The organism is Marinobacter sp. EhC06 (genome assembly GCF_001650915.1).
Classification (GTDB): domain Bacteria; phylum Pseudomonadota; class Gammaproteobacteria; order Pseudomonadales; family Oleiphilaceae; genus Marinobacter.
Window position 1 is genome coordinate 66850 of the sequence record NZ_LXYO01000002.1, and the last position, 18092, is coordinate 84941.

At 57.4% G+C, this 18092-nt stretch carries 20 protein-coding genes and 1 tRNA gene; 18 read left to right on the top strand and 3 right to left on the bottom strand.

The features are described from left to right. Positions 1 to 28 precede the first annotated feature (28 nt). Positions 29 to 1372, top strand: coding sequence for a UDP-glucose dehydrogenase family protein (locus A8B84_RS02710; RefSeq protein WP_064230149.1), 1344 nt, complete (start codon positions 29 to 31; stop codon positions 1370 to 1372). 23 nt (positions 1373 to 1395) lie between these two features. Next, positions 1396 to 1830 carry an HIT domain-containing protein gene (locus A8B84_RS02715; RefSeq protein ID WP_064230148.1) on the top strand — a complete coding sequence of 145 codons (435 nt, stop codon included), beginning with the start codon at positions 1396 to 1398 and terminating at the stop codon, positions 1828 to 1830. A 12-nt stretch (positions 1831 to 1842) separates the two neighbouring features. On the opposite strand, the gene fabR is transcribed toward A8B84_RS02715, so the two are convergent. Then, positions 1843 to 2460, bottom strand: a complete 618-nt coding sequence (gene fabR / locus A8B84_RS02720; RefSeq protein ID WP_064230147.1) for an HTH-type transcriptional repressor FabR — start codon at positions 2458 to 2460, stop codon at positions 1843 to 1845. A 335-nt stretch (positions 2461 to 2795) separates the two neighbouring features. Between fabR and aspS the strand changes: the two genes are divergently transcribed. The 14 genes from aspS to nadA all read left to right on the top strand — a co-directional run bounded on the left by aspS (position 2796) and on the right by nadA (position 14601). Beyond that, entirely contained in the window at positions 2796 to 4604 is a 1809-nt protein-coding gene (gene aspS, locus A8B84_RS02725) for an aspartate--tRNA ligase (RefSeq protein WP_064230146.1), read from the top strand. A 25-nt stretch (positions 4605 to 4629) separates the two neighbouring features. Beyond that, a complete protein-coding gene (locus A8B84_RS02730; protein WP_064230145.1) occupies positions 4630 to 5373 on the top strand; it encodes a YebC/PmpR family DNA-binding transcriptional regulator in 744 nt (247 codons plus the stop codon). An 18-nt stretch (positions 5374 to 5391) separates the two neighbouring features. After that, positions 5392 to 5919: a crossover junction endodeoxyribonuclease RuvC gene (gene ruvC / locus A8B84_RS02735; RefSeq protein ID WP_014577393.1), complete on the top strand. Its 528-nt coding sequence runs from the start codon at positions 5392 to 5394 to the stop codon at positions 5917 to 5919. 30 nt (positions 5920 to 5949) lie between these two features. Beyond that, entirely contained in the window at positions 5950 to 6579 is a 630-nt protein-coding gene (gene ruvA / locus A8B84_RS02740; RefSeq protein ID WP_064230144.1) for a Holliday junction branch migration protein RuvA, read from the top strand. Between the two features lie 132 nt (positions 6580 to 6711). Beyond that, positions 6712 to 7743 carry a Holliday junction branch migration DNA helicase RuvB gene (gene ruvB / locus A8B84_RS02745; protein WP_008169131.1) on the top strand — a complete coding sequence of 344 codons (1032 nt, stop codon included), beginning with the start codon at positions 6712 to 6714 and terminating at the stop codon, positions 7741 to 7743. Then, the gene (locus A8B84_RS02750) at positions 7736 to 8197 is read left to right on the top strand and encodes a YbgC/FadM family acyl-CoA thioesterase (protein WP_064230143.1); all 462 of its coding nucleotides are present in this window, start codon (positions 7736 to 7738) and stop codon (positions 8195 to 8197) included. Before ruvB ends, A8B84_RS02750 begins: the two co-directional genes overlap by 8 nt. Before the next feature lie 3 nt (positions 8198 to 8200). Next, positions 8201 to 8890, top strand: coding sequence for a protein TolQ (gene tolQ / locus A8B84_RS02755; RefSeq protein WP_064230142.1), 690 nt, complete (start codon positions 8201 to 8203; stop codon positions 8888 to 8890). Between the two features lie 46 nt (positions 8891 to 8936). After that, a complete protein-coding gene (gene tolR / locus A8B84_RS02760; RefSeq protein ID WP_064230141.1) occupies positions 8937 to 9383 on the top strand; it encodes a protein TolR in 447 nt (148 codons plus the stop codon). 79 nt (positions 9384 to 9462) lie between these two features. Further along, a complete protein-coding gene (tolA, locus tag A8B84_RS02765) occupies positions 9463 to 10443 on the top strand; it encodes a cell envelope integrity protein TolA (RefSeq protein ID WP_064230207.1) in 981 nt (326 codons plus the stop codon). 16 nt (positions 10444 to 10459) lie between these two features. After that, the gene (gene tolB, locus A8B84_RS02770) at positions 10460 to 11773 is read left to right on the top strand and encodes a Tol-Pal system beta propeller repeat protein TolB (RefSeq protein WP_064230140.1); all 1314 of its coding nucleotides are present in this window, start codon (positions 10460 to 10462) and stop codon (positions 11771 to 11773) included. A 67-nt stretch (positions 11774 to 11840) separates the two neighbouring features. Beyond that, a complete protein-coding gene (gene pal / locus A8B84_RS02775; protein ID WP_064230139.1) occupies positions 11841 to 12413 on the top strand; it encodes a peptidoglycan-associated lipoprotein Pal in 573 nt (190 codons plus the stop codon). 16 nt (positions 12414 to 12429) lie between these two features. Next, positions 12430 to 13167 carry a tol-pal system protein YbgF gene (ybgF, locus tag A8B84_RS02780; RefSeq protein WP_064230138.1) on the top strand — a complete coding sequence of 246 codons (738 nt, stop codon included), beginning with the start codon at positions 12430 to 12432 and terminating at the stop codon, positions 13165 to 13167. A gap of 94 nt (positions 13168 to 13261) precedes the next feature. Then, positions 13262 to 13349 (top strand) — tRNA-OTHER (locus A8B84_RS02785). A gap of 190 nt (positions 13350 to 13539) precedes the next feature. Then, entirely contained in the window at positions 13540 to 14601 is a 1062-nt protein-coding gene (gene nadA / locus A8B84_RS02790; protein ID WP_064228316.1) for a quinolinate synthase NadA, read from the top strand. Here the strand turns inward: nadA and A8B84_RS02795 are convergent, their stop codons facing one another. After that, positions 14602 to 16074 (bottom strand): M48 family metalloprotease, encoded by a 1473-nt coding sequence (locus A8B84_RS02795; protein ID WP_064228317.1) that lies wholly within the window; start codon positions 16072 to 16074, stop codon positions 14602 to 14604. It abuts the gene before it with no gap. 165 nt (positions 16075 to 16239) lie between these two features. Here A8B84_RS02795 and A8B84_RS02800 point away from each other — a divergent pair, with 165 nt between their 5' ends. Both A8B84_RS02800 and A8B84_RS02805 read left to right on the top strand, forming a co-directional pair. After that, positions 16240 to 16467, top strand: a complete 228-nt coding sequence (locus A8B84_RS02800; protein ID WP_064228318.1) for a sulfurtransferase TusA family protein — start codon at positions 16240 to 16242, stop codon at positions 16465 to 16467. Positions 16468 to 16483: 16 nt separating this feature from the next. Then, a complete protein-coding gene (locus A8B84_RS02805) occupies positions 16484 to 17563 on the top strand; it encodes an AI-2E family transporter (RefSeq protein ID WP_064228319.1) in 1080 nt (359 codons plus the stop codon). Positions 17564 to 17570: 7 nt separating this feature from the next. Here the strand turns inward: A8B84_RS02805 and A8B84_RS02810 are convergent, their stop codons facing one another. Continuing rightward, positions 17571 to 18038 (bottom strand): peroxiredoxin, encoded by a 468-nt coding sequence (locus A8B84_RS02810; RefSeq protein ID WP_064228320.1) that lies wholly within the window; start codon positions 18036 to 18038, stop codon positions 17571 to 17573. Positions 18039 to 18092: the final 54 nt, after the last annotated feature.

Consider the following 18092-nt stretch of genomic DNA (forward strand, 5'->3'; position numbering starts at 1 on the left):
TTTCTGTATTTGTATCGGGATTTAAAGGATGAAAATAACGATTTTTGGAACAGGCTATGTAGGCCTGGTCACCGGCGCATGCCTGGCGGATGTTGGCCACAATGTACTGTGTATGGATGTTGACCAGGGCAAGATTGAAAAGCTCAAGAATGGCCAGATTCCCATCTATGAGCCGGGGCTCGAAAATATCGTTAAGCACACCGTTGAGGCGGGCCGCCTCTCCTTCACAACAGATACCGAAGAGGCCGTCCGTCACGGAACACTCCAGTTTATCGCAGTGGGCACGCCCCCGGACGAAGACGGTTCTGCCGACCTCCAGTATGTTACTGCCGTAGCCCGTTCCATTGGTGAACACATGGAGGACTACAAGGTGGTGGTCGACAAGTCCACGGTACCGGTGGGTACCGGCGACAAGGTCCGGGCTGCGGTTCGCGCCCAGCTGGACCGTCGTGGTCTGGAGCTCGATTTTGATGTGGTGTCCAACCCGGAGTTTCTCAAGGAAGGCGCGGCCATCAACGATTTTATGAAGCCTGATCGTATTGTTGTCGGTACCGACAGCGAGCGGGCGGCGGAACTGCTGCGGGAGGTTTACTACCCGTTTAATCGCAACCATGACCGGATGATCTTTATGGATCTGCGGTCGGCGGAACTTACCAAGTATGCGGCCAACTCCATGCTGGCCACCAAAATCAGCTTCATGAACGAGATTGCGAACCTGGCAGAGCGGCTGGGAGCCGATATTGAAGCCGTGCGCCGGGGCATTGGTTCCGACCCGCGGATTGGCTATCACTTCATCTATCCGGGTTGTGGTTACGGCGGTTCCTGTTTCCCGAAGGATGTCCAGGCATTGGCCCGAACCGCCAGCGACTGCGGCTATGAAGCACGCTTGCTGAACGCAGTTGAATCGGTGAACTATGCCCAGAAACACGTGCTGTTCGACAAGATCAGCCATTACTTTGGCGGCGATCTGAATGGCAAGGTCGTCGCGCTCTGGGGACTGGCATTCAAGCCAAATACAGATGATATGCGCGAAGCCTCTTCCCGCACTCTGATGGAAGATCTCTGGAAAGCCGGTGCCAAGGTGCAGGCTTTTGACCCGGAGGCCATGGAAGAAACCCAGCGTATTTATGGTGATCAGGATGGCCTGACCCTGTGTGGTACCAAAGAGCAGGCTCTCAAGGGTGCAGATGTGCTGGCGATCTGTACCGAGTGGAAGGAGTTTCGTTCGCCGGACTTTGAATCCATTGCAGCGACCATTCGCGAGCAAGTGGTCTTTGACGGCCGCAACCTCTACGAGCCGGAAATGCTCGAGCGCTACGGCCTCATTTACTACGCCATTGGCCGTGGCCGTACGCGGTTCCACTCGGAGTAAATGCAGATAATGGGGAGGGAATCATGAGTGAGCCGGTGGTTTTCCGGTTACATGAGCGACTGGAGGCCGACACGATGGGCCTTGGAAGCACCTCGCTGTGTGAAATCCGACTGATGAACGACAGTACCTGGCCTTGGGTGCTCCTGGTGCCGGCGGTTGCCGGGATCCGGGAGATTTACCAGTTGTCGGCGGATCAGCAGCACCAGCTGGTCCGCGAGTCCTCGGCCCTCAGTGAAGCCATGATGGACGTTTTCGGCGGCGACAAGATGAATGTCGCCGCCCTTGGCAACATGGTGCCCCAGCTTCATCTTCATCACATCGTGCGGTTCGAGGGCGATCCGGCCTGGCCGGGCCCGATATGGGGCAAGCGGGCGCCGGTACCGTATTCCGATGAGGAATTGGAGCAGGTTCGGCAACGACTGGCGCCAGTGCTGGCGGAACTGAAAGCGGGCGTTTAATCCCAGTGCAGGCTACTGGCGCTTTGCCAGAGTCTGCGAGCCCACCAGAATCATCCGGAGCTCGGTTTTCAGCTTGGCCTTGAGTTCTTCACGTTCTGCCGGCGTTGCATCAAGCGCTTCGGCCCCCTGATTGAAGACCAGCGTCACCATTGATTCGGCCACCAGTCTTGCTTCGGAAAGCGGTCTGTTCTGTTCATCGGCGATCCGCCGAAGATCATCTGCCAGCTCGGTGACAAAATGATCAATCTCGGCCTTTACCGCTGTCCGGAACGGCTTGGATACCCCGGTTCTTTCCCGCAGCATCAGTCGGAACAGATTCGCGTTGTTGCCCAGGTACTCCATGAAGGTTTCCACAGAAGTGGAAATGGCGCTGCCACCGTCCCGGGCAATCCGCTTGCGGGCCTGACGCATCAGTTGCCTCAGCGCCACGCCGCCTTCGTCCACCAGAGCCAGCCCCAGCTCATCAAGCTCCGCAAAGTGCCGGTAGAAAGACGTGGGGGCGATTCCCGCTTCCCGGGCAACTTCCCTTAAACTCAGGCTGCCAAAGCCCCGGTCGGCACTCAGTTGCGAGAGCGCCGCATCCATCAGTGCCCGCCGGGTTTTCAGTTTCTGCTCCGCTCTGGTTGCCAAGATGAGACTCCATCCCTCTGCCGTTAAAAATCAGCATTCTAGTCCTCTAATACCCCACAGTCATCCTGCCTTCCAATTTACGCCTCAGGGGCGCCTGATTTTCGGGCCAATAGTGTTTATAATGGGCGGCTTTTCCGCTATGGTCGCAGCATTTTCAGCGGGCACGAACAAAGTAGCGCCGGGTGTGGTGGCTCTCTCCGAAACCTTGCGGAGCCAGGGATGGCGGAGCAGAGCGTACATGGATGTATCCACAGCGTGTTTCGGATAGAGCCACCACATCCGGCGCGGCACTTCGAGCAACAAATTTGAACACATTAAACGTAACGGGAACCGGTATGCGCAGTCACTATTGCGGTGGGATTAACGAATCCCACATCGATCAGGAAGTCACACTTTGCGGATGGGTCCACCGCCGCCGTGACCACGGTGGGGTTATCTTCCTGGATCTGCGGGATCGGGATGGTATGTCTCAGGTGGTTGTTGATCCTGATACCCCTGAGAGCTTTGCGCTTGCGGAAAAAGTCCGCAGCGAGTTCGTGATCAAGGTAACCGGCCGGGTGCGTCGTCGTCCTGCCGGCACCGAGAACAACAACATGCCGACCGGGCAGGTTGAGCTTCTGGGTAAAGAACTGAGCATCCTGAACGCCGCCGCAACGCCGCCGTTCCCGCTGGATGAGCATGTCGATGTGGGCGAGGACGTGCGCCTGCGCTACCGGTTTGTGGACCTGCGTCGTCCGGAGATGATCAACCGCCTGCGTTTCCGTTCCCGGGTAACCAGTTATATCCGTAACTACCTCGACAGCAACGGCTTCATGGATGTGGAAACTCCTATCCTGACCCGTGCCACGCCGGAAGGCGCGCGGGATTACCTGGTGCCGAGCCGTACCCATGAAGGCTCCTTCTTCGCGCTTCCGCAGTCTCCCCAGCTGTTCAAGCAGTTGCTGATGGTGTCTGGTGTTGATCGTTACTACCAGATCGCCAAGTGTTTCCGGGATGAAGACCTGCGTGCAGATCGTCAGCCGGAGTTCACTCAGGTAGACATCGAGGCCTCTTTCATTGATGAAGAGACCCTGATGAAGCTAAACGAGGACATGATCCGGGCGCTGTTCAAGGATGTGCTGGAGGTTGAACTGCCGTCCTTCCCGCAAATGCCGTATGCCGAGGCAATGCAACGTTACGGCAGCGATAAGCCGGATCTGCGTATCCCGCTGGAGCTGCTGGATGTGAACGATCTGGTTGAAGGGGTAGACTTCAAGGTCTTCGCCGGTCCCGCCAAGGATCCAAAGGGTCGTGTGGCGGCTTTGCGTGTGCCGAAGGGTGGTGAGCTGACCCGGAAGCAGATTGATGACTACACCAAGTTCGTCGGTATATACGGCGCCAAGGGTCTTGCCTATATCAAGGTCAATGATCTGTCCAAGGGCGTTGAAGGTCTGCAGTCCCCGATCATCAAGTTCCTGGGCGATGACATTGCTCTGGCCATCATGGAGCGCGTAGGTGCCGAAGACGGCGACATCGTGTTCTTCGGTGCGGACAAGACCAACGTGGTCAACGAGGCCCTGGGCGCACTGCGGATCAAGATCGGTCACGATCTGGACATGCTGACCTCCGAGTGGGCACCGCTCTGGGTTGTGGATTTCCCGATGTTCGAAGAAACCCCGGACGGCGGCCTGACCGCGATTCACCACCCGTTCACTGCGCCTTCCTGCAGCCCGGAAGACCTGGCCGCAGACCCCGCCAATGCGCTGTCCCGCGCCTATGATATGGTGCTGAACGGTACCGAGCTGGGTGGCGGTTCTATCCGTATTCACGATGAGAAAATGCAGGAAGCGGTGTTCCGCATCCTGGGTATCGGCGAGGAAGAAGCCCGAGCCAAGTTCGGCTTCCTGCTGGATGCCCTGAAGTTCGGTTGCCCGCCCCATGGTGGCCTGGCGTTCGGCCTGGACCGTCTGGTCATGTTGATGACTGGTGCGACGTCTATCCGTGACGTCATCGCGTTCCCGAAAACCCAGAGTGCCACCTGTCTGATGACCCAGGCGCCGGGCGAAGTGGATGAGAAGCAGCTGCGTGAGTTGCATATCCGTCTGCGAAAGCCGTCAAAGCCGGTTGAAGGCAACAAGGCGGAAGCCGGAGAGGGCAACGAGTAAGTCAGTGATTTAAGGGAGGAGCTGTATGGCGGGTCACAGTAAGTGGGCCAACATCAAGCACCGCAAGGCGGCACAGGATGCCAAGCGGGGCAAGATCTTCACCAAAATCATTCGTGAGCTGACCGTAGCCGCACGCCAGGGCGGGGGGAATCCAGACGATAACCCCCGTCTGCGCGCGGTTATCGACAAGGCGCTCACCGCGAATATGAAAAAAGACACCATCGAGCGCGCGGTAGAACGTGGCGCCGGTGGTGGCGATGACGACAACTACGAGGAGTTGACCTACGAGGGCTATGGTCCCGGTGGCGTGGCAATCTTCGTGGAAGTCATGACCGATAACAAGAACCGGTCCGTTGCCGAGATCCGTCACGCATTCAACAAGATGGGCGGTAATCTCGGCACTGACGGTTCGGTGGCCTACCTGTTCAGCAAACAGGGCATCATCAGCTACGGTCCGGAGTGGGAAGAGGACAGGCTGGTGGAAGCCGTGCTCAGCGCTGGCGCCGAGGACCTTGCGGCCCAGGACGACGGCTCCTGGGAAATCGTGACCACGCCCGAGCAGTTTCTGGACGTCAAGGAATCGCTGGTCAATGCCGGTCTGGTGCCGGACAATGCCGAAGTAACCATGGTTCCGTCCACGCGAGTGGAGCTCGATCGGGACGGCGCAGAAACCATCCTGAAGCTTATTGATATGCTCGAAGATCTGGACGATGTTCAGAATGTCTACCACAACGCGGATATCTCCGGCGAAATCATGGAATCGCTTTGACCAGTCAGGGGCATTGATGTGGCGATAATTCTGGGCGTTGATCCGGGATCACGAATAACCGGTTACGGCGTCATTCGCGCCGATGGTCGACACATCGAGTATATCGACAGTGGCTGTATCCGGGTGGGCGAGAAGCCCATGGCGGAGCGCCTCCAGACCATCTTCCAGAGCCTTGCCACCCTGATCGGAGAATATCGGCCGGAAGAATTTGCCATTGAGCAGGTGTTTATGGCCCGCAATCCCGATTCCGCTCTGAAACTCGGTCAGGCCCGCGGCGCGGCCATCGTCAGTGCCGCCAACAGTGGTTTGGCGGTTCATGAATACTCTGCCAGGCAGGTAAAACAGGCAGTGGTTGGCAAGGGTGGCGCTGACAAGTCCCAGGTGCAGCACATGGTTCAGGTGTTGCTCTCGCTCTCACGCAAACCCCAGGCGGATGCGGCCGATGCGCTCGCCATTGCCATGTGCCACGCCCACATGAGCCAGAGTATTCTGCGGGTGGCCAGTGGCGCCGGAAAGGTCCGAAGCGGTCGCGTGCGACAACAATAAACCGCTCCCAGGAGCGACAGGAGATTCAACTTGATTGGTCGTATCCGAGGTATTCTGGTTGAAAAGGCTCCGGGCCAGGCGCTGGTTGAGTGCGCCGGCCTGGGTTACGAAGTCGACATTCCCTACACCACCTTCTTTCACCTGCCGGAAACCGGCGATGAAGTCACCCTGCACACCCATTTTGCCGTCCGTGAAGACGCCCAGAGCCTTTATGGCTTTGCCTCCAGCCTGGACCGGGACCTGTTCCGCCTGCTGATCAAAGTCAACGGTGTTGGCCCGAAACTGGCGGTCGGCATTCTTTCCGGTCTGGACGCCCAACAGTTCATTCGCTGCGTTGAGAACCGTGACTCCGCCTCACTGGTCAAACTCCCCGGTGTTGGCAAGAAAACCGCAGAACGCCTTCTTATTGAAATGGCGGACCGGATAGTGCAACTTGAAGGGCAATTTGTGCCAACGTCGCCAGAGACGACAGGAGTTGTGCAGCCGGGCGGACAAGGTCCCGCTGGCGGGCCGGCGGCCACCGAGGAAGCGGAAGCCGCACTTATTGCACTGGGTTACAAGCCCCAGGAGGCCGCCAAGGCCATCAGCAAAGTGGCCGAGGAGGGTATGACCAGCGAAACCCTCATCCGTCTGGCCCTGCGAAACATGATACCGGCCTGAGCGTGAAAACCTGTCGTGAACCTGTAGAGAGCGTAACGTGACACCTGCAAACCCCTTTGTACAATTGGGGCTGCGCTGGAATAGCGGGCAAACGTGAGGCACGATGTTGATTCCCACACTATGGGTGATGCCATGATCGAATCCGACCGGTTGATCTCGGCCCGGGCCGGTGAATACGAGGAAGTACAGGACAGGGCCATTCGCCCGACCTTGCTGGCTGAATACGTTGGCCAGCCTACGGTTCGTGAGCAGATGGATATTTTTATATCCGCTGCCCGTGGCCGTCAGGAAGCGCTGGACCACGTTCTGATTTTTGGCCCGCCCGGTCTGGGCAAGACAACCCTGGCCAATATCATCGCCAACGAGATGGGCGTGTCCATCAAGACCACCTCTGGTCCGGTGCTTGAAAAAGCCGGGGACCTGGCAGCCATGCTGACCAATCTTGAAGAAGGTGACGTTCTCTTCATCGACGAGATACACCGTCTCAGTGCCGCCGTCGAAGAAGTCCTTTATCCGGCGATGGAAGATTACCAACTCGACATCATGATTGGTGAGGGTCCGGCGGCCCGATCCATCAAGCTTGATTTGCCGCCGTTCACTCTTGTAGGGGCCACCACTCGTGCGGGGTTGCTGACATCGCCCTTGCGGGATCGCTTCGGGATCGTGCAGCGGCTGGAGTTCTACAACACCGAGGATCTCACCAGCATCATTCTCCGTTCCGCGCGGCTCTCTTCGGTTGCCGTTGATGAGGCGGGCGCGTTTGAAATTGCCCGTCGGTCAAGGGGCACGCCACGGATCGCAAACCGTCTGTTGCGTCGGGTGCGGGATTTTGCGGAGGTGCGCTCCGACGGTCGGATCACGTCTGACATAGCTGATCAGGCCCTGAACATGCTGAAAGTGGATAACCAGGGTTTCGATCATATGGACCGTCGTCTGCTGCTGGCCATGATCGAAAAGTTCGACGGTGGCCCGGTGGGGGTTGAAAGCCTTGCCGCCGCGATCAGTGAAGAGCGCGGCACCATTGAGGATGTACTTGAGCCATTCCTGATCCAGCAGGGTTACATGGTCCGAACCCCTAGGGGACGGATGGTGACCTCCAACGCCTATCAGCATTTCGGCGTCATTCCGCCGAAGTCGGGCAGGGAGGACGATCTTTTTGGTTGAACAGGCGCCAGAGGCAAGGTTCGAGCTGCCGATCCGGGTCTATATTGAGGACACCGATGCCGGCGGCATCGTATTTCACGCCAAATACCTCCATTACATGGAGCGGGCCCGAACCGAATGGGTACGCAGTTGCGGAGTTGGCCTCAGGGCGGGGCTGGCAGACAACATCAGTTATGTCGTGCAGCGTCTGGACATTCATTACGCGGTAGCCGCAAAGCTTGATGATGAGCTGCTTGTCACTGCCGAACCGGTGGCGTTTGGCCGGGTATGGATGGATTTTCGGCAGCGTGTCCTGCGGGCCGCCGACCGCAAGGTTTTGAGTGATAGCAATGTGCGGGTCGCCTGCGTTGCGCTCGATACCGGCCGCCCCCGGCGTTTGCCGGAAAACATGCAGGAATTGCTGGCCAGGAATGTCCAGCCCACTGAAACGATAAACAGAACGAGCCAGGAGTAAGAAGTGGATTCAGAACTTTCAGTCTGGTACCTGATTGCAAATGCCGGTGTCTTGGTGCAACTGGTCATGCTTTTGCTGGCCCTGGCGTCGGTCATGTCCTGGGCGTTGATTTTCCAGCGTCTGCAGGTATTCCGCAAAGCCAAGCGGGCTCAACTGGCGTTTGAAGAGCGTTTCTGGTCTGGTATGGATCTGGGCCAGCTGTACCGGGAGGTGAATGCCGATCCGACGCCGTTTTCCGGCATGGAGTCCCTGTTCCGGGCCGGTTTCAAGGAGTTTTCCCGTTTGCGCCAGCAAAGCCGGGATGCCGATGCGGTTATGGAAGGTACCCAGCGGGCAATGCGTGTGGCCTTCTCCCGGGAGCACGAGAGGCTTGAGGCCAGCCTGCCGTTTCTGGCCACGGTTGGCTCCACCAGTCCGTACATCGGCTTGTTTGGTACCGTCTGGGGCATCATGAACTCGTTCCGCGGCCTGGCCCAGGTTCAGCAGGCAACCCTGGCCACGGTGGCGCCCGGCATTTCGGAGGCCCTGATTGCGACTGCCATGGGCCTGTTTGCCGCAATACCGGCGGTTATCGCCTACAACCGTTTCTCGGCCATGTCCGATGCACTGCTGAAGAACTATGAAACCTTTGCCGATGAGTTTTCCAGCATTCTCCATCGTCGCGTGCACCAGAGCGAAAAGGGTGCCGCATGATGGCACGGAAATTCATGGGCAGGGATCAGCTTAGGAGCACTGCTTTATGAAAGGCATGGGAATGATGCCGGAAAACCGGCGTAAGCCAATGTCCGAGATCAACGTGGTTCCGTACATTGATGTCATGCTGGTGCTGCTGATTATTTTCATGGTCACCGCTCCGATGCTGACCCAGGGAGTCAAGGTTGATTTGCCTCAGACTACCTCGGACCCGATCCAGGCAGATAAAGACGTTGAGTCGATCATTGTTTCCGTGGATGCGAACGGTGCTTACTACGTCGAAATTGGTGATGAAGGCAGTGACCCCATGACTCTTGCGGATTTACGGGAACAGATCTCCAAGATTCTTTCGCAGCGCGCTTCAAGTGAGATCCTGGTTCGCGGTGATGAAAACGTTCCTTACGGCACCGTTGTCAGATTGATGGCGGAATTACAGGGTGCCGGGGCGAGCAGTATCGGCCTGATCACTGAATCACCCCGAGACGACAATTGATCGTGGTGCGGGCAGGAGTGTTGTGAGAGATCACGAGCGCGAAGTAACCACAACCGGAGTGCCACCCTGGAAATCACCGGTGGCGCTTTCGGTAACGCTTCATCTGTTGATTCTGGGTATTGCGCTGGCAGGTTGGTCCTGGACCAGTACCGATCACGAGCCGCCGCCCAGAAGCATATCGGCACGGTTGATTACCCAGCAAGAGCCGGAGCCGAGTCCGGTTGTTGAGCCAGATGATCAGCAGAAGCGCGATGAGGAGCGCCGGGCTGAGGAGCAGCGTCGCCGCGAAGAAGTAGAGCGGCAACGGCAGGAAGAAGAAGCTCGCCGTATCGCTGAGCAGAAGCGGCAGGAAGAGCAGAAGCGGCTGCAGCAGCAAAAAGAGCAGGAGCGTCAGGAAGCCGAGGCGAAGGAACGTGAAGCCCAGAAAGCGCGTGAAGAAGAAGCGGCGCGTCAAAAGGCAGAGGCGGAGGCCAAGGAACGGGCTCGACAGCAAGCCGAGGAAGAAAAACGCCGTCAGGAAGAGGCCAGACGAAAGGCCGAAGAGGAGAAGCGGCGGCAGGAAGAACAGCGTAAGCGTGAAGAGGCTGAGCGCAAGCGCCAGGAAGAACTGGCCCGCCAGGAAGCAGAGCGCAAACGTCTTGAGGCGGAGCGTAAGCTGCGGGAACAACAGCTTGAAGCCCAGGCGGAGGCGGCTCAAAAGGCTCGGGAAGAGGAAGCACGTCGCCAGCAGGAGGCGGCTGCCGCGAAAGCCCGGGAAGCTCAGATGCTGTCGGAGAGCGAGAAGTACCAGGCACTGATCAGGGAGCGATTGAGCCAGGCGTGGTATCCGCCATCCTCGGCTACGGAGGATATGACTGCGCGGCTCCAGATTACCTTGTTGCCAACGGGGGAGCTTGCAGGAGTGCGTCTGGTCAGCAGCAGTGGCAACACTGCGTTTGATAATTCCGCCCTGGGGGCGGTGCGCTCACTGAGCCGTTACCCGATACCCAATGATCGGGATACCTTTGAACGGTATTTCCGACAGTTTACGATTGAATTCAACCCACGCCGGTTGAGATAAGGATACGGATAACACCATGACACATCGGATTTGGTACAAACCGTCCAGAACACTGCTCGCCGTCCTTGCATTGATCTTCTTTGCGGTTTCAGGAGCCCGTGCCGAGCTGTTGATCCGGATTACCGAGGGTGCGGATTCCGCCATTCCTGTTGCGGTAGTGCCCTTCGCTGAGTCGGGACAGATGCCGGCGGGAGACAAGGTTGGCAGCGTTGTCCAGGCCGATCTGACCATGACGGGGGAGTTCCGTACCTTGCCTCCGGAAAAGATGCTGAGCCTGCCATCCCAGCGGGAAGAAGTGTATTTCCGGGACTGGCGTCTGCTTGGTCAGCGCTACGTCCTGGTCGGTTCGCTCACCAGAAGCGGTGACCGTGTCCAGGCGCGATATGAGCTGTTCGATGTCAACCGGGAAGAAAGGATTCTTGGCGAGACAGCGGCAGCACCCGCCTCCAATATGCGTTCTCTGGCGCACCACATCAGTGACAAGGTGTATGAAGCGATCACCGGCGTGCCCGGTGCTTTCTCAACCAAGCTCGCCTACGTCACGCTGGATACCGCCAATGGCAAGCCTCGTTACCGGCTGCAGGTGAGTGATGTCGATGGTAAGCGTGCCCGGATTCGCCTCGAAAGCCAGGAGCCGATTCTGTCACCCGCCTGGTCGCCGGACGGGAAAAAACTGGCGTATGTCTCTTTCGAAACCGGAAAGCCCGTTATCTTTGTGCATGAGCTTTCAACCGGCCAGCGCACCAAGGTTGCTGATTTTCCAGGTCTGAACTCGGCGCCGGCCTGGTCCGACGACGGCAGGTCGTTACTGATGACCCTTTCGAAGGATGGCAACGCCGAAATCTACCGGATGAGTCTCGATAGCCGGCAACTGACCAAGCTTACCAACCACTGGGCCATTGATACCGAACCGAGCTACGACGCCAGTGGCGAGGGTATATTCTTCACCTCGGATCGTTCCGGCGGGCCCCAGATTTACCATATGGAAACACCGGGTGCGGAGCCTCGTCGTATCACCTTCGGCAGCCGCTACAACGCCCGGCCCAGGCCCGACAATGACGGCAAATATGTCTATTACGTTCACCAGCGGGACCGGGCATTTCACATTGCCCGTACCGAACTGAAAACCGGGGAGGAAACGATCCTTACCCGTACGGAGTCTGATGAGTCTCCCAGTGTTGCGCCCAATGGTCGGATGCTGATCTACGCTACCCGGCAGAACGGAAGCAACGTGCTCACGGTTATTTCTGCGGATGGTGGGGCAGCCTACAGCTTGCCGGCATCCGAAGGGGATGTCCGTGAGCCTGCCTGGGGACCTTTGGTTCGCTGATTGCCCATGCCCTTCGGCGTCGGCAATCGTTCAATTAATAATGTTACTCAACTGAAAGGAAGAAAATATGATTTTCTCGGCTCAATCAAAAGCGTTCGCACTGATGCTGTCCGTTGGCCTGGTAGCGGGCTGTAGCTCCACCGGTGGCACCTCAGAAGACGGTGGTGAGTTCGGCTCTGACGTTTCTGCGGTAGATCAGGAAGGCGGTTCCACCGTTTACGGCGGTGATGATCAGGGTGGTGTTTCTTCTTCAGCCATGACCGAAGAAGAGCGCATGGCCGCGCGGGAGCAGGCGGAGCAGCAGGCTCTCCGTGAAATTACCGTGTTCTACTTTGATTTCGACACTGCCGAAATCAAGCAGGAAGCCCGCGACGTGCTGGTGGCCCATGCTCGCTTCCTCGCCAACAACCCCGGTCAGAACGTGCGTATCGAAGGTCACGCCGATGAGCGCGGCACCAAGGAATACAACCTGGCTCTGGGTGAGCGTCGTGCCAACGCTGTACAGCGCTTCCTGATCGTCAATGGCGCTTCACGTGGCCAGCTTGAAACCGTAAGCTATGGTGAAGAGAAGCCGGCAGTGATGGGTTCCAGCGAGAGTGCTTGGGCCCAGAACCGTCGTGTGGAACTCGTATTTGAGTAATCACACAGGAAGGACCATGAGAAAAATCCTCATGGCGACAGTGGTGCTCCCGCTTGCCCTTGGGCATGCGGGAGTTACTCTGGCGCAATCAGCTCAGGACACTCAGCGCAACGCCAATAATAGCCAGGCGACAGCTGAGCTGTTCTACATGATCCAGCAGCTTCAGGGTGAAGTCAGGCGGCTCCAGGGCGAAGTCGAGGAGCAGAGGCACCTGATCAACCGCCTGCAGCAGCAGGGGCGTGACCGCTATATCGATCTGGATCAGCGTATTCTGGATCTCTCGGAGAAGGTGGCTTCTCAACCCGCGCCCGAGGCCAGTACAGCCAGTAATTCCACAGCTTCGGGGTCAGCGCCGGCAGCAAGGGAATATCGTCAGCCGGATGCGGAGGAGCGAAAGGCTTACGAACAGATTCAGGATCTGATCCGTAACCAGAAAAAATACGATGAGGCCATCAGCCGGATATACGAGTTTATCGATGAGTATCCAGAGGGTGATCTGACTGTTAACGCCTACTACTGGCTGGGTGAGGTGTATCTCGTCAAGCCGCAGCTGGAGCAGGCAAAGCAGGCGTTCACCATTGTTGCCACCCGCTTTTCAGACCACCGTAAAGCGCCGGATGCCGTCTACAAGCTGGGTGTGACCCACGATCGTCTGGGTGAAAAGGATCAGGCACGGCGCACTATGCAAACCGTGATTGAGGATTACCCATCCAGCAGCGCTGCGGACCTGGCCCGGAAGTTCCTGGAGTCCTAGAACGGCTGATTGTCGGGCGTGGCAAAAATGTTGAGAAACCTGAAAAAAAGGGGTTGATCAGCGGCCAAAAATCATTACTATATGCGCCTCGTTTGGGTCGTTAGCTCAGTTGGTAGAGCAGTTGGCTTTTAACCAATTNNTTAACCAATTGGTCGAAGGTTCGAATCCTTCACGACCCACCAAATAACAGAAACCTGCGGGTTTTTGTGAAAAAAGAGCCTCCGGGCTCTTTTTTTTTGCGTATACGTTCCTACCTAGGTAAACAGGTAACAGAAAACGCAATCACAACTTTGTGATAGCACTGTTTCAGAAACATGAAGGCCGGGCATGAATGCTATAATCCCCCGGTTAACGCAACACAGAGACGCAGTAATGACATACGCCGAAGACCGTATCCTTGTTCAAGAACACCTGGCACATGCCGCCGAGCCGAAGCCGCTCAGCGAGGATGAAAAGTCCGAGCTGGAAGCTCGTATCAAGTCGGCCCTGCAGGATCAGGATGCGGTACTTGTAGCCCATTACTACACCGATCCTGATATTCAGCGCCTTGCCGAGGAAACCGGTGGCTGTGTTGCGGATTCCCTGGAGATGGCCAGGTTTGGTAACCAGCACCCGGCTTCGACCGTCGTGGTTGCCGGCGTGCGGTTTATGGGTGAAACGGCGAAGATCCTGAACCCGGAAAAGCGTGTTCTGATGCCAACCCTTGAGGCAACCTGCTCCCTGGATGTGGGTTGTCCTGCCGATGAATTCGCCGAGTTTTGCGATCAGCACCCGGACCGCACGGTTGTGGTCTACGCCAACACATCTGCGGCCGTGAAGGCGAGGGCGGACTGGGTGGTTACCTCAAGTTGTGCCCAGGCGATTGTTGAGGATCTGGATGCCCGCGGCGAAAAAATTCTCTGGGCCCCGGACAAGCACCTGGGTCACTACGTTCAGAAAACCACAGGCGCAGATATGCTGCTCTGGGACGGCTCCTGCATCGTCCATGAGGAGTTCAAGTACCGTGGACTGGAGGATCTGAAAGCGCTCTATCCCGAAGCGGCTGTGCTGGTGCATCCGGAATCGCCCGATGCGGTGGTTGAAATGGCAGACGTTGTGGGCTCGACCTCGCAGCTGATTCACGCTGTTCAGACATTGCCCAATGAAAAGTTCATTGTTGCCACCGACAACGGCATCTTCTACAAGATGCAGCAGCTGGCTCCAAACAAAACGCTGATCGAGGCGCCCACTGCAGGTAATGGCGCTACTTGTCGTAGCTGCGCCCATTGCCCCTGGATGGCCATGAACGGCCTTCAGAATCTGCTTCAGGTGCTGGAGCAGGGCGATCAGGAAGTCCTCGTGGATTCAGAGCTGAGAGAGAAAGCACTGCAGCCTTTGCAGCGTATGCTGGATTTTACAGCCAACATGAATCTCAAGGCTGCCGGTAACGCCTGATCAGCTGTTGGCCCGCGCGTGCAGGCGACTGGTAATTTCCGCCAGTCGCTCGGTCACAATCTGTCGTTGCGGCGCGCCCGCGGGTAACTTCTCCTGTGCCTGCCTGAGCTGACGCTGGGCAGATTCCAGATCGCCCATCAATACGTCGTACTCTGCCCGGGCGCGATGCACGCCGACAATGTTCCTTGCCATACCCTCGGCCTCGGCCAGTTTCAGCCAGAGGTGTTCCTGCCCCGGAAACTGACGGGTCAGCTGTTTCAGGTATTCAGCCGCTGCGGCACCATTGCCGTCTGCTATTTCGGTGCGAGCCAGGGTGTGGATGATCGGATAATTCCCCGGATTCCTCGCCAGTGCGTCTTTCAGAACATCCCGTGCCTCGCCCATACGATTTTGCGCCAGCCTGACTTCCGCCAGCGTCACCTGAAATGTGATTCGCCCGGGGTTCCTGGTCAGCAGGTCGTTCAAAATGTCCACGGCTTTGTCGTATTGCCTGTTCTCGAGGTAGGCCACGGACAAGCCGTACCGGATAGCGTCGTTTCTCTGGGCATCCGGGCTTTCCAGATAGGCCTCGAAGGTTTCCACGGCAACATCAGGCGAAGGTGCGTAGTGCACCTGGAGGCGGCTGCGCATCAGGTGATATTCCTGGCCGTCCCGGATGTTCTCGTCCGGATACTGTTCGGCACGGCTGCGGGTGTCGGCAACACGGCTCTGGGTTAAGGGGTGCGTTGACAGATACTCGGGCAGGCGATTTCCCTGCATTCGATTCTGGCGCATCATGATTTCGAACATTTCCGGCATGCCACGAGGATCCATGCCTGCACTGGCCAGAATGTCGAGCCCGACCCGGTCGGCTTCCTGTTCATGAGCCCGGCTATACGCCAGCATGTTCTGGGCCGCCAAAGCCTGGGTTCCTGCAATGGCAGCAAAACCAATATCCGACTGGGTGACCGCCGACAGCACAATGCCGGCAATCATGCCTGCCAGTGTGAGCGGCGCGCTGGTTTCCTGTTGTTCCATGCGCCGGGCAAAATGCCGCTGGCTAAGATGGGCAAGCTCGTGGGCCAGGACGGAAGCAAACTGTTGCTCTGTTGCAGCATTGAGGAACAGGCCGCCGTTGACGCCGACAATACCGCCGGGCACTGCGAATGCGTTGATGGCGGGGCTATCAATCAGCGCGAGGGTCAGGTCCCGGTCCTGAAGCGGAGCCGAGGGAACCAGTCGATAGGTGATGGCGCTCAAATAGTCATAAACGAGGGGGTCGCTGATCCTGGGTGCCGATCGGCGGATAGACACCATGACCTGCTGGCCGATATCCGATTCCTGCTGGCCCGCGATCAGGCCTCCGCCACTGCCACCAATGCTCGGTAGCCTGCTTTCCTGGGCGTGGCCGGTCAGGGCAACGAGCAGCAGTGCCAGCAGGGCGGTGACGGCCAGTGACGGTAGCGTTCGGGTTCGGGGTTGGTTAACAATCATGTAGTGCCGGGTGCCTGTGGTCTGAGTCGCCGGTTTGACAGCGGTTTACGATAAAAAGTTCTGATCCCCTGCTTGAAGAGGATTGTGATGCAATACATTATCACTGTCGGCATAATGCCCGCTTGTTAAATCCGCTTATAATTTTTGCGAGAGTGTATCGCTAGTATGGTTGATCGAACGCTTGATGCCTCCGGGTTACGCTGCCCCATGCCTCTGCTGAAGACCAAATTGGAACTGAACAGCATGTCGCCGGGCGAAGAACTTGAGGTCATTGCCACGGATGCCGGTTCGGCCCGCGATATCCCGGCCTTCCTGCAGTTGTCCGATCACAAGTTGATGAGCAGTTCTGAGTCCGCCGGGCAGTACCGGTTTGTGATAAAGTGCGGCGGTTAAGGATTCGGAGCTGTAAATGATCAGTACACTACGCGGTCTCGCCCACAAATATTTCTCGGATGAAGAAGCCGTCATCCTGTTCCTTATTCTGGTAACGGGAACCATCTTCGTTATCTGGTTTGGTGCGATGCTTGCGCCGGCCATTGCCTCTCTGATCATAGCCTTTATTCTGCAGGGCCTGGTGACCAAGCTCAACAAACTGGGTGTGCCGGAGACGGTATCGATCATTGGTGTATTCCTGGTGTTCCTCGGTGTGCTCGTGGGCTTTCTGTTCGGCCTTTTACCGTTAATCTGGACCCAGTTGAGCAACCTCGCCGGTGAGGCACCGCGGATCATCCGCGAGCTGCAATCCTATCTTGAGCTGCTGCCGCAGCAGTACCCGCACCTGATCTCCGGCGAGGCTGTCAGCACGGTCTATAGCCAGGTGAGTACCGAAGTGGGACATATGACCCAATGGCTGGTGTCTTTCTCGCTGTCCAGCATTCCAGATCTCGTGGCATTGCTTATCTATATGGTGCTGGTGCCCATCCTGGTGTTTTTCTTTCTCAAGGATCGGGAAGTTCTTCTTAGCTCCATTGCCAGGTTGCTGCCGCCCCAGCGCCCGATGATGCTGCAGATCTGGCACGAGGTGAACCTTCAGTGCGCCAACTATGTCCGCGGCAAGGCGGTGGAGATACTGATCGTGGGCGGCGCCACCTACATTGCCTTCAAACTGCTGGGCATGCCCTATGCGGCACTGCTCTCTCTGCTGGTTGGGCTAAGCGTGGTTATTCCCTATATCGGTGCCGCTGTTGTTACCATCCCCGTTGCGGTGATTGCCCTGTTCGCCTTCGGTTGGGGTAGCCAGTTCATCTGGGTGATGGTGGCCTACGGTGTTATCCAGGCGCTGGATGGCAACGTACTGGTGCCGATTCTGTTCTCGGAGGTCAACAATCTGCACCCGGTGGCAATTATCGTTGCAGTATTGTTCTTCGGGGGCATCTGGGGCTTGTGGGGTGTTTTCTTTGCCATTCCGCTGGCAACCATGCTCAAGGCTGTGTTTGCCGCCTGGCCGGTAAAGGAGTCTGCGCCGCTGACCGAGACCAGCGACGCCTGAAAGGCGCCTAAAGCGCCTTTACAGCTTCCAGGACCTCGTCCGCGTGGCCTTTGACTTTTACGCCACGCCATTCAGCTCTCAGAGCTCCGTCCTTATCGATCAGGAAGGTGCTGCGATCGACGCCCATGTACTCCTTGCCGTAGAGCTTTTTCAGCTTGATCACGTCAAAAAGGTTGCAGAGGGCTTCGTCCTTGTCTGAAATCAGGTGGAAGGGAAACTCATGCTTGGCGCGGAAGTTCTCATGGGCTTTCAGGCCGTCTCTTGATACCCCGAGAATAACCGTATCCAGTTCTTCAAACTGCTTCATTCGGTCCCGGAAGTCCTGGCCTTCGGTGGTGCAGCCGGGTGTGTTGTCTTTCGGGTAGAAATAAATCACCACATTCTGGCCTTTAAGATCGTCCAGTCGAATGGTCTGGTCTCCGGTTGCCGGAGCTTCAAAATCCGGAACGGGTTTGTTTAACTCAACTGATGGCATGACATCTCCTTTAATTCCCTTGTGTCAGTTCGTGCCCAACATTACCATATCGGT

Coding starts and splice junctions, on each gene's coding strand:
- nadA (WP_064228316.1), top strand. CDS start 13,540: ATGACATACGCCGAAGACCGTATCCTTGTTCAAGAACACCTGGCACAT.
- A8B84_RS02730 (WP_064230145.1), top strand. CDS start 4,630: ATGGCGGGTCACAGTAAGTGGGCCAACATCAAGCACCGCAAGGCGGCA.
- ybgF (WP_064230138.1), top strand. CDS start 12,430: ATGAGAAAAATCCTCATGGCGACAGTGGTGCTCCCGCTTGCCCTTGGG.
- pal (WP_064230139.1), top strand. CDS start 11,841: ATGATTTTCTCGGCTCAATCAAAAGCGTTCGCACTGATGCTGTCCGTT.
- A8B84_RS02795 (WP_064228317.1), bottom strand. CDS start 16,074: ATGATTGTTAACCAACCCCGAACCCGAACGCTACCGTCACTGGCCGTC.
- A8B84_RS02710 (WP_064230149.1), top strand. CDS start 29: ATGAAAATAACGATTTTTGGAACAGGCTATGTAGGCCTGGTCACCGGC.
- A8B84_RS02810 (WP_064228320.1), bottom strand. CDS start 18,038: ATGCCATCAGTTGAGTTAAACAAACCCGTTCCGGATTTTGAAGCTCCG.
- A8B84_RS02800 (WP_064228318.1), top strand. CDS start 16,240: ATGGTTGATCGAACGCTTGATGCCTCCGGGTTACGCTGCCCCATGCCT.
- A8B84_RS02805 (WP_064228319.1), top strand. CDS start 16,484: ATGATCAGTACACTACGCGGTCTCGCCCACAAATATTTCTCGGATGAA.
- aspS (WP_064230146.1), top strand. CDS start 2,796: ATGCGCAGTCACTATTGCGGTGGGATTAACGAATCCCACATCGATCAG.
- tolB (WP_064230140.1), top strand. CDS start 10,460: ATGACACATCGGATTTGGTACAAACCGTCCAGAACACTGCTCGCCGTC.
- tolR (WP_064230141.1), top strand. CDS start 8,937: ATGAAAGGCATGGGAATGATGCCGGAAAACCGGCGTAAGCCAATGTCC.
- A8B84_RS02715 (WP_064230148.1), top strand. CDS start 1,396: ATGAGTGAGCCGGTGGTTTTCCGGTTACATGAGCGACTGGAGGCCGAC.
- ruvB (WP_008169131.1), top strand. CDS start 6,712: ATGATCGAATCCGACCGGTTGATCTCGGCCCGGGCCGGTGAATACGAG.